The sequence below is a fragment of the Pseudomonas sp. fls2-241-R2A-110 genome, from assembly GCF_030209165.1.
Taxonomy (GTDB): Bacteria; Pseudomonadota; Gammaproteobacteria; order Pseudomonadales; family Pseudomonadaceae; genus Aquipseudomonas.
The window spans coordinates 78,553-87,573 of record NZ_JARVSN010000032.1 but is presented as its reverse complement, the minus strand read 5'-3'; the positions used below and the strand labels follow the sequence as shown (position 1 = coordinate 87,573).

The window sequence follows — 9,021 nt, the reverse complement described above, 5'->3', positions numbered from 1 at the left end:
CGTCAGGGGCAAAAGCGCTTGGTTACTTGGCGCTTTTCCAAGTAACCCGCTGTAAAAGCGGAACCAATAGCCGCCGTAACCGCAGCAACGGATATGCCCCCACCCCCCAAAAAAAACACACCTCCAAAGGGGGTTCGTGAGTTGACAATTCACCGTCGCGTAATGACAACCTCCAAATATTCACTAGGCACCACCAACGATCTTTCACCCGCCCGATTCATCCGATTAATCAGCTCCGTCAGATCACTTTCAAGAGCCCTGGCACCATCAGCAGGCAACACCGCAAACGCCTTGTGCAGCGGCCCATACCAATTGCGGAACACATCAATGAAGTGCGCCGCCGAGCGATAACGGAAATTGAAAGTCCGCCGCGTAACCTGGACCAGAAAGTTGCGCTCATCGAAATGCTCATGCAACCAGGATTCGGACCCCCAATTCGAAGGCGATGGCGCCCCTGCCGGCGGTGGCAAGTGCTGACCCAGGGTCTTGAACATCTGGCCAACAAAGCCTTCAGGCGTCCAATTGGCCAGGCCGATGCGCCCACCAGGGCGACACACCCTGGCCAGCTCTGACGCGGCTTTGGCCTGATCCGGCGTAAACATCACACCAAACGTCGACAACACGGCATCGAAACTGCCATCGGCGAACGGCAGCGCCTCGGCATCGGCCACCTGAAAGGTCACCTCCAGGCGTTCGGCCCGGGCGCGGTCTTCGCCGCGTTCCAGCAGCGCCGCAACATAGTCGGTCGAGGTCACATAGCAGCCACGGCGTGCGGCGGCGAGCGTCGCATTGCCGTTGCCGGCCGCCACATCCAGCACCAACTCATCACACAGCAGGTCGCAGGCTTCGGCCAGTTCCTCGCCGACAATCTGCAACGTGGTGCCGATCACGGCATAGTCGCCGCTGGCCCACGCGGCCATCTGGCGGTTTTTCAAGGCAGTAAGATCAATGGGGGTACTCATCAAGTCTGCTCCGTACGGGTCTGCCTCGGCTTATTCCGCCGTGGTCGGATCGATGATGTTCATGACCTGGGAAATGCGATTGGCTGGAAAACCACTCTGCCGGGCGTGCTCCTTGATCAGCTCTTCGCTTGGCGAGATGTACACGCAGTACAGCCTGTCACCCGTGACATAACTCTGAACCCACTGCACTTCGGGCAAATCGCGCAATGTCCGGCAGGACTTCTGCGATGCCGCTTTCAAATCCCTTTCTGACAGTGTTCCAGCACCTGGAATATCGCGTTCTATAACGAACTTAGGCATGGCAACCTCTCACTGTTGTTATTGATGACAGGGTCGGCAGTGGCCCTGTGCGCAAACTATCGCTCTGCCGACTTGCGACGTCCTGCCCGATCGTCGGCCAACACTGTCCGATCGTCCGGAGATTTCGCACAGCGGCGCCACACGTTCACAATCGAAAGCATTCGCCACAACGGAAAACCGTCATGGATGCCCTGTCCCAGACCCTGCGTGTCGTGCGCCTGGTCGGCGCGATTTTCATCAATGCCAGGTTCACTGCGCCCTGGTGCTATCAGTCGCCCAGCGCCGACACGGCCGCGCCGTTTCTGGAGCCCGGCGCCGAACGCGTGGTGATCTTTCACTTGATCACTGAAGGCGAGTGCTACGTCGAACTCGGTGATGAGCCGCCGCTGCTGCTGACAGCCGGCGATGTGGTGGTCTTTCCACAAGGGGACGCCCACCGCATGAGCTCTAAACCCGGGCTTGCACCCGCCACCGGTGCGCGGCTGGACATGGTGCTGGCGCGCCGTCCCCGGCAACTGAGTTATGGCGGAGGCGGCGCGGTGACGCGCCTGGTGTGTGGCTACCTGGCGTGTGACAAGCGGCTGGCGGGCATGTTGCTGACGGGGTTGCCAGCGGTGGTGCGGGTCAATGTGCGCGGCTCGAATGCGGGTATGTGGCTCGAATCTTCGGTGCGTTATGCGCTGGCCGAAGCGCGTTCGCCCAGGCCCGGAGGTGAAGGGGTGTTGGCCAAACTGGCCGAGGTGCTGTTCATCGAGGTATTGCGCCTGTACATGAATGAACACGGCGAAGGTCGGACCGGATGGTTGGCGGGTGTCAGCGACCGGATCGTCGGCGCCGCCCTCAACGCGCTGCACAAAAAACCCTGTCACGCCTGGACCCTGGAAGAGCTGGCGCGCACGGCGGGCGCATCGCGGTCGGTGTTGGCGGAACGTTTTCAGCAACTGGTGGGAAGCTCGCCAATGCAGTACCTGACGCAATGGCGCATGTTGCTGGCGGCCAATCTGTTACGCAGCAGTAACAGCTCGTTGATGCGGATTGCCGAAGAGGTGGGTTATCAAACCGACACGGCGTTCAGTCGGGCCTTTCGTCGTGAGTACGGCGCGCCACCGGCAGCGTGGCGCCGCAGTCAGGAGAAAAAAACAATGGCCCACGGCGCGCAGCCGGTGAGCCATTGATGTCGAGGGTTACGCGGCGGGTGCCTTGGCCTCTTCCAGCAGTTGCTGAATCATCTTTTCCTGAGTCTCGTAGCTGCCTTCGCCAAAGTGGGTGTAGCGCACCTGGCCCCTGGCGTCGATCAGGTAGTGTGCGGGCCAATACTGGTTGTCGAATGCACGCCAGATCGCATAGTTGTTGTCGATGGCCACCGGGTAGGTGATGCCGAGCTTTTTCACCTGGTCCTTGACGTTGTCGATGATGCGTTCGAAACCGTATTCCGGGGTATGGACGCCAATCACTACCAGGCCATCCTTCTCGTATTTCTTCGCCCAGTCCTTCACGTACGGCAAGGTGTGCTGGCAGTTGATGCAGTCGAAGGTCCAGAAGTCCACCAGCACCACTTTGCCTTTCAGCGAATCGTTGCTCAGGGCTGGCGAGTTGAGCCATTCGACCGCGCCGGACAGTGACGGCATGGCGCCTTGGGCGTTGTCCATGGACGTATCGGCCTTGACCTTGCTGACGAAGTAGTCGACCACTTTCGGCACGGTTTCCAGCACACCTTTCTCCAGACTGCTGACGCCTTCGGACGAGGTGCCGGCCAGCAGCGTTTTGTCGGCGCCGTTGGAAATCACCGCAGCAGCGGCCAGCACCGCCACACCGGCGCCCCGACGCAGCCAACCGGTGACCGGGATCGACGCTTTCAAGCGATTGACCAAACCGCGACCGGCGAAGATCAGGGTGCCCAGGGACAGCGCGCTGCCCAGACCGTACGCCACCAGCAACAGACTGGTCTGGGCGTTGGCGCCTTGCAGCATGGCACCGGTAAGAATCACCCCAAGGATCGGCCCGGCACAGGGTGCCCAGAGCAGCCCGGTGGCCACGCCAATCATCACCGACCCCAAAGGACCGGACATTTTGCGGGTGTTCGGGTCGAGGCGATTGCCCAGCGCCACGAACGGGCGGGTCAGCCAGTCACCGACACGGGCGGAAATCAGCGACAGGGCAAACAACCCCATCACAATCAGGGCGATGTGGCGGCCGGTGTTGTTGGCTTGTACAACCCATTCACTGCTGACCACGGCCAGGCTGGAGATCAGCGCGAAGGTCAGAACCATGCCGCCAAGGGTGAGCAAGATCGATGAACGCGTGCGTTTGACACCGGCGAACAGGAACGGCACGACCGGCAGGATGCAGGGGCTGAGGACGGTCAATATGCCGCCCAGGAACGCGATGAGAAACATGGGATCACCTAAACATGTGGGGGGGTGCCGATTCACACCGATCCTTGTAGGAGCGGGCTTGCCCGCGAAGGCGGAGTGTCAGTCGACATCAATGTTGAATGCACTGGCCTCTTCGCGGGCAAGCCCGCTCCCACAGGGATCGGTGGTGTTTTCAGAGCCGTGTTCGGCCTCAAGCCGTCTGGTTATCCAGTTGTTGCCCCTGCGGCGTACGGCTCGAACCGTCCTGTGCCAGGAAGGCATTACCTGCCTGCTCCGCCACCGGCGTCAGCTGGAAGCACGTGGCACTGCCACAGGTTTTCTGTTCAACAGCGACATTGGCATGAGCCGCCGCACCAGCGATGGAGAAGGCAACAGCGGTCAAAAAGCGAGTGACGTTGATCATGATGTTCTTCCTGTTTCAAAAGGGATTCGGTAATGGATCAGCAAAGGACTCAGTTGTCGGTGGTGCAGCCATCGGCAAATTTGCTGTAATTGAGCACCTGGGTTTTGTCGTGGGAGTCCAGGTAGGTCAGCTGGGCATTGACGATCCCGCAGGAAGGCGTGGCGTCCTGTTTCAACGACAGCACTTTCTTGATATCCAGGTGGGTGCCGTAGGTGTAGGTTTTGGCGGTGACATCGGCGGCTTCGGCGCGGGCCGCCAAGGTGCAGATGTTCAGGGCGGCAAACAGGCAAGCGGCGTAGATGGTTTTGGTGTTCATGGTGGTTTCCTCAAGGCTTCAATGGATAGGTCGTTCATCTGGGCCGAGGCGGTCTGGTGTGCCTCGATGGAACCTATTAGAAGCCTGCGAGGTATCTCGTCTGTGTCGAAAACCGGCGCGTGTAAATCGTTGCGTATCAAAGCCGGCCCCTGATACAGAGCGATACAAAACCACTGAAAACGGACGTTTTTGCGTCTGCGTGTATCCGTCGCCACGCCAGATACACTGCAATACAAAGGGCTGCGGGCGAGCGGGCAAAGGCTCGATAGACTGCGTGATATCCCCCATTGATAGAGGCTTGGCTCCATGGAACATGTCGATCACATTCTCATCGTCGACGATGACCGCGAGATCCGCGAGCTGGTGGGCAACTACCTGAAGAAGAACGGCCTGCGCACCACCGTCGTCGCCGACGGGCGCCAGATGCGCGCCTTTCTCGAGACCACGCCGGTGGACCTGATCGTGCTCGACATCATGATGCCGGGCGACGATGGCCTGGTGCTCTGCCGCGAATTGCGCGCCGGCAAACACAAGGCCACGCCGGTGCTGATGCTGACCGCGCGCAACGATGAAACCGACCGCATCATCGGCCTGGAAATGGGCGCCGACGATTACCTGGTCAAGCCGTTTGCCGCCCGTGAACTGCTTGCGCGCATTAACGCCGTGCTGCGGCGCACACGGATGCTGCCGCCAAACCTGGTGGTTACCGAAAGCGGCCGTCTGCTGGCTTTCGGACGCTGGCGCCTGGACACCTCGGCCCGCCATCTGCTCGACGAAGACGGCACCATGGTTGCGCTCAGTGGCGCCGAATACCGCTTGCTGCGGGTGTTTCTCGATCACCCGCAACGGGTGCTCAACCGTGACCAGCTCCTCAACCTGACCCAGGGCCGCGACGCCGACCTGTTCGACCGCTCCATCGACTTGCTGGTCAGCCGCTTGCGCCAGCGCTTGCTCGACGACGCGCGTGAACCGGCCTACATCAAGACCGTGCGCAGCGAAGGCTATGTGTTTTCGCTGCCGGTGGAAGTGCTCGGTGCGCCCTCATGAACCTGGCGATTCGTTGGCCGCGCACCCTCGCCTCGCGGCTGTCGCTGATCTTCCTGATCGGCTTGATCCTCGCGCAAGCGCTGTCCTTCGGCGCGCAATACTACGAGCGCTACGAAAGCGCGAAAAACACCATGCTGGGCAATCTGGAAACGGACGTCTCGACGTCCATCGCCATCCTTGACCGCTTGCCGGCCGAAGAACGGGCGAGCTGGCTGAAACAACTGGATCGGCGCAATTACCGCTATTTGCTCAATGAAGGTTCGCCGGGCACCAGCCTGCGTGACACGCCCATGGCGATGACCTCGATCAAGGACGCCATCGGCAAGGATTACCCGATGACCGTGACTGACATTCCGGGTCCGCAAAAGAACTTTCAGGTTCACCTGAAACTGGCGGACGGCAGCCCGGTGACCATCGACGTCCGGCCATCGATGGTGCCGTTGTCGCCGTGGCTGCCCATCGTGTTGCTGGGCCAGTTGGCGCTGATGATTCTCTGCACCTGGCTGGCCGTGAAAATCGCTATCCGTCCCCTCACCCGCCTCGCCCAGGCCGTGGACAACCTCGACCCCAATACTCACGCGGTGTTGCTGGATGAAAAAGGCCCGACCGAAGTCGCCCATGCCGCCATCGCCTTCAATTCGATGCAGGCACGTATCGCGGCGTACTTGAAGGAGCGCATGCAGCTGCTGGCGGCGATTTCCCACGACCTGCAAACCCCGATCACCCGCATGAAACTGCGCGCCGAATTCATGGACGACTCCAGCGAGAAAGACAAACTGTGGAACGACCTCGGTGAGATGGAACATCTGGTGCGCGAAGGCGTGGCCTATGCCCGCAGCGTTCACGGCGCCACCGAAGAAAGCCGCCGCACCGACCTGGATTCGTTCCTCGACAGCCTGGTGTTCGACTATCAGGACATGGGCAAGGACGTGCAACTCAGCGGAAAAAGCAGCGCCGTGATCGACACCCGGCCCCATGCGTTGCGCCGGGTCCTGGTGAACCTCACGGACAACGCGCTGAAGTTTGCCGGGGCGGCTGAACTGTGGGTAGAAACAAAGAACGGCAACCTGTCGGTCAAGGTCATGGACCGCGGTCCCGGCATCGCCGAAGAGGAACTGGCCCATGTGATGGAGCCGTTCTACCGGGTGGAGAATTCGCGCAATCGCAGCACCGGCGGGACCGGGTTGGGCCTGGCGATTGCCCAGCAGTTGGCCTTGGCCATCGGCGGATCGTTGACCTTGAGTCAGCGTGAGGGCGGTGGATTGTGTGCGGAGTTGAAGTTGCCGCTTCGACCTGTCAGTCAGTAAACAGGCACAAGGGCGCAGGATAGCCTCTATAGTGTCGGACACAGTCGCGCAACGCAGCGCTGTGGCGCACCCGATAGCAACCGACACTTATATGGATATTGGCAAATGGATGACAACAGAAGGCCCATCAAGACGCGCTCTGCGGGCTGGGCAAAACACCTCACCGACCGCCTGGTGAAACGAGGCATTTCCCCCAATCAGATCTCCGTCGCCAGCATCGCCTTTGCGCTCGCGGGCGCAGTGGCGCTGAACATCGATAACGGTCTTGTTGGCTCGATCATCTGCGCGGTGGGCATTCAATTGCGCTTGCTGTGTAACCTCTTCGACGGGATGGTGGCGATCGAGGGCGGCAAGAAATCCGACATCGGCAGCCTCTACAACGAATTCCCCGACCGCATTGCCGACAGCCTGCTGATCATCGCGCTCGGGTATGCCATCGGGCACGCCGACCTGGGTTGGTTCGCGGCGTTAGCCGCTGCGCTGACAGCGTACGTGCGGGTATTCGGCGGTTCGATAGGTTTGAAACAGAGCTTCATGGGGCCGATGGCCAAGCAGCATCGAATGGCCGTGATGACCGGCGCACTGGTGCTCAATGCGGTCGAAACCAGCCTTTATGGCACCCACTACAGCCTGTTGATCGCACTGATCGTGATCGCCGCAGGATCGGCCGCGACCTGCGTCACGCGCACCCTGGCCATCTCCCGCCAGCTCAAGGGGAACGCCCATGTGGATCAGTAACGCACTGATTTCGGTCCTTCGATTCCTCATCGGCGTCACGGCCCGATGGGAAAGCCCGCCGGACCTGACGCGCCAGCGCATCTACTTCGCCAACCACACCAGCCACATGGACACCCTGGCAATCATCGCGGCCCTGCCGCCCGAAGCCCGGATAAACGTGAAACCCGTGGCCGCCGCCGACTATTGGGGCAAGAACGCGTTTCTGTCGTACGTCTCACAGAAAGGCCTGAATGCGGTGCTGATCGAGCGCAACCCAGCGCCTGGCGTCAACGTGCTCGAGCCGATTTTCGACGTGGTGCGCGCCGGGCATTCGATCATCATCTTTCCGGAAGGCACGCGCGGCAACCAGCCGTTGCCCGGCCCTTTCAAATCAGGTCTGTACCGCTTGGCCGAGACGTTCCCCGAGGTGGACCTGGTGCCCATCTACCTGGAAAACCTGCATCGCTCCATGCCAAAAGGCAAACACGTGCCGTTGCCCATCATCTGCACGATCCGCATCGGCAACCCCATGCAGCGGATCGTCGGTGAGGAAAAACAGCTGTTTCTAGACCGGGCGCGTGATGCGATTGTGAGGTTGGCGGAATGAATCTTGACCAAAAGTTTTTGTGGTTCTTCGGCGCCATCGCGGGCCTGTTGGCGATTGCCTCGATCATCGGCCGGATCCTGGCCAGTCGCGCTAAATCAGAAAGCTCGATGTCGACCATCGAGAACCTCAACCAGCGGGTCAATGCCTGGTGGGGGATGGTCATCATCTTCTTCGTGTCCTACCTGCTGGGCGGGAACGCGACGGTCATTCTGTTCGGCTTCATTTCCCTGTTCGCACTCAGGGAATTCATCACCCTGACACCGACACGGCTGGGTGACCATAACGCGTTGTTCTCAGCGTTTTTCATTCTGATTCCGCTGCAATACGTGTTGATCGGCACGCACTGGTATTCGCTGTTCACGCTGTTGATTCCGGTGTACGCCTTCCTGCTGTTGCCGGCGATTGCGGTGCTGAGCCAGGACACCGATGCGTTCCTGGAACGGGCGGCGAAGATTCAGTGGGGGGTGATGATTTGCGTGTATTGCATCAGCCACGCACCGGCCCTGTTGCTGCTGGACCTGGAAGGCTTCAAGGGCCAGAACGCGTTGCTGCTGTTCTACCTGGTGTTTGTCGTGCAGATGAGTGACGTGCTGCAGTACGTGTTCGGCAAGCTCTTTGGCAAGCACAAGGTTGCGCCGCTGGTGAGTCCGTCGAAAACCGTGGAAGGCCTGGTGGGCGGTGGCCTGTCGGCCACGCTGATTGGCGGGTGCATGTTCTGGATGACACCGTTCAATTTCTGGCAGTCGCTGTTGATGTCGTTGGTGATTGTGGTGATGGGGTTCCTGGGCGGGCTGGTCATGTCGGCAATCAAGCGCAGCCTGAGCGCCAAGGACTGGGGAACCATGATCAAAGGACACGGCGGCATGCTGGATCGGATGGATTCGATCTGCTTTGCGGCGCCGATCTTCTTTCACCTGACGCGGTATTTTTTCTCCGCGCCTTAAACATCCAGACACACCACTAAACCTGTGGGAGTGAGCCTGCTCG

11 protein-coding genes are annotated in these 9,021 nt (G+C 60.3%); 6 read left to right on the top strand and 5 right to left on the bottom strand.

Annotated elements, in window-relative coordinates; genetic code table 11:
- Nucleotides 1-149: 149 nt before the first annotated feature.
- Both QRN31_RS25950 and QRN31_RS25945 read right to left on the bottom strand, forming a co-directional pair.
- Nucleotides 150-962 carry a class I SAM-dependent methyltransferase gene (locus QRN31_RS25950; protein WP_285435449.1) on the bottom strand — a complete coding sequence of 271 codons (813 nt, stop codon included), beginning with the start codon at nt 960-962 and terminating at the stop codon, nt 150-152.
- A gap of 30 nt (nt 963-992) precedes the next feature.
- Complete coding sequence (locus QRN31_RS25945) at nt 993-1,262, bottom strand: DUF4242 domain-containing protein (protein WP_222586012.1); 270 nt, start codon at nt 1,260-1,262, stop codon at nt 993-995.
- A gap of 182 nt (nt 1,263-1,444) precedes the next feature.
- Here QRN31_RS25945 and QRN31_RS25940 point away from each other — a divergent pair, with 182 nt between their 5' ends.
- Nucleotides 1,445-2,437 carry an AraC family transcriptional regulator gene (locus tag QRN31_RS25940; RefSeq protein WP_285435448.1) on the top strand — a complete coding sequence of 331 codons (993 nt, stop codon included), beginning with the start codon at nt 1,445-1,447 and terminating at the stop codon, nt 2,435-2,437.
- A 9-nt stretch (nt 2,438-2,446) separates the two neighbouring features.
- Here QRN31_RS25940 and QRN31_RS25935 read toward each other — a convergent pair whose 3' ends face one another.
- The 3 genes from QRN31_RS25935 to QRN31_RS25925 all read right to left on the bottom strand — a co-directional run bounded on the left by QRN31_RS25935 (nt 2,447) and on the right by QRN31_RS25925 (nt 4,356).
- Entirely contained in the window at nt 2,447-3,658 is a 1,212-nt protein-coding gene (locus tag QRN31_RS25935; RefSeq protein ID WP_285435447.1) for a cytochrome c biogenesis protein DipZ, read from the bottom strand.
- Between the two features lie 169 nt (nt 3,659-3,827).
- Nucleotides 3,828-4,040 carry a hypothetical protein gene (locus QRN31_RS25930; protein ID WP_285435446.1) on the bottom strand — a complete coding sequence of 71 codons (213 nt, stop codon included), beginning with the start codon at nt 4,038-4,040 and terminating at the stop codon, nt 3,828-3,830.
- 49 nt (nt 4,041-4,089) lie between these two features.
- Nucleotides 4,090-4,356, bottom strand: coding sequence for a DUF2790 domain-containing protein (locus tag QRN31_RS25925; RefSeq protein WP_285435445.1), 267 nt, complete (start codon nt 4,354-4,356; stop codon nt 4,090-4,092).
- 306 nt (nt 4,357-4,662) lie between these two features.
- On the opposite strand from QRN31_RS25925, the gene QRN31_RS25920 reads away from it, so the two are divergent.
- From QRN31_RS25920 to QRN31_RS25900, 5 genes are all read left to right on the top strand, one after another.
- A complete protein-coding gene (locus QRN31_RS25920; RefSeq protein ID WP_285435444.1) occupies nt 4,663-5,403 on the top strand; it encodes a response regulator in 741 nt (246 codons plus the stop codon).
- Nucleotides 5,400-6,710, top strand: a complete 1,311-nt coding sequence (locus tag QRN31_RS25915; RefSeq protein ID WP_285435443.1) for a sensor histidine kinase — start codon at nt 5,400-5,402, stop codon at nt 6,708-6,710. Before QRN31_RS25920 ends, QRN31_RS25915 begins: the two co-directional genes overlap by 4 nt.
- A 105-nt stretch (nt 6,711-6,815) precedes the next feature.
- Entirely contained in the window at nt 6,816-7,448 is a 633-nt protein-coding gene (locus QRN31_RS25910) for a CDP-alcohol phosphatidyltransferase family protein (protein WP_285435442.1), read from the top strand.
- Nucleotides 7,435-8,034 carry a lysophospholipid acyltransferase family protein gene (locus tag QRN31_RS25905; RefSeq protein WP_285435441.1) on the top strand — a complete coding sequence of 200 codons (600 nt, stop codon included), beginning with the start codon at nt 7,435-7,437 and terminating at the stop codon, nt 8,032-8,034. Before QRN31_RS25910 ends, QRN31_RS25905 begins: the two co-directional genes overlap by 14 nt.
- A complete protein-coding gene (locus QRN31_RS25900) occupies nt 8,031-8,978 on the top strand; it encodes a phosphatidate cytidylyltransferase (protein ID WP_285435440.1) in 948 nt (315 codons plus the stop codon). The genes QRN31_RS25905 and QRN31_RS25900 overlap by 4 nt, the downstream gene beginning before the upstream one ends.
- Nucleotides 8,979-9,021 lie beyond the last annotated feature (43 nt).

Excerpts from the sequence above, each read along its gene's own strand:
- QRN31_RS25925 (WP_285435445.1), bottom strand. The coding sequence starts at position 4,356 with ATGAACACCAAAACCATCTACGCCGCTTGCCTGTTTGCCGCCCTGAAC.
- QRN31_RS25900 (WP_285435440.1), top strand. The coding sequence starts at position 8,031 with ATGAATCTTGACCAAAAGTTTTTGTGGTTCTTCGGCGCCATCGCGGGC.
- QRN31_RS25905 (WP_285435441.1), top strand. The coding sequence starts at position 7,435 with ATGTGGATCAGTAACGCACTGATTTCGGTCCTTCGATTCCTCATCGGC.
- QRN31_RS25910 (WP_285435442.1), top strand. The coding sequence starts at position 6,816 with ATGGATGACAACAGAAGGCCCATCAAGACGCGCTCTGCGGGCTGGGCA.
- QRN31_RS25915 (WP_285435443.1), top strand. The coding sequence starts at position 5,400 with ATGAACCTGGCGATTCGTTGGCCGCGCACCCTCGCCTCGCGGCTGTCG.
- QRN31_RS25940 (WP_285435448.1), top strand. The coding sequence starts at position 1,445 with ATGGATGCCCTGTCCCAGACCCTGCGTGTCGTGCGCCTGGTCGGCGCG.
- QRN31_RS25945 (WP_222586012.1), bottom strand. The coding sequence starts at position 1,262 with ATGCCTAAGTTCGTTATAGAACGCGATATTCCAGGTGCTGGAACACTG.
- QRN31_RS25950 (WP_285435449.1), bottom strand. The coding sequence starts at position 962 with ATGAGTACCCCCATTGATCTTACTGCCTTGAAAAACCGCCAGATGGCC.
- QRN31_RS25935 (WP_285435447.1), bottom strand. The coding sequence starts at position 3,658 with ATGTTTCTCATCGCGTTCCTGGGCGGCATATTGACCGTCCTCAGCCCC.
- QRN31_RS25920 (WP_285435444.1), top strand. The coding sequence starts at position 4,663 with ATGGAACATGTCGATCACATTCTCATCGTCGACGATGACCGCGAGATC.
- QRN31_RS25930 (WP_285435446.1), bottom strand. The coding sequence starts at position 4,040 with ATGATCAACGTCACTCGCTTTTTGACCGCTGTTGCCTTCTCCATCGCT.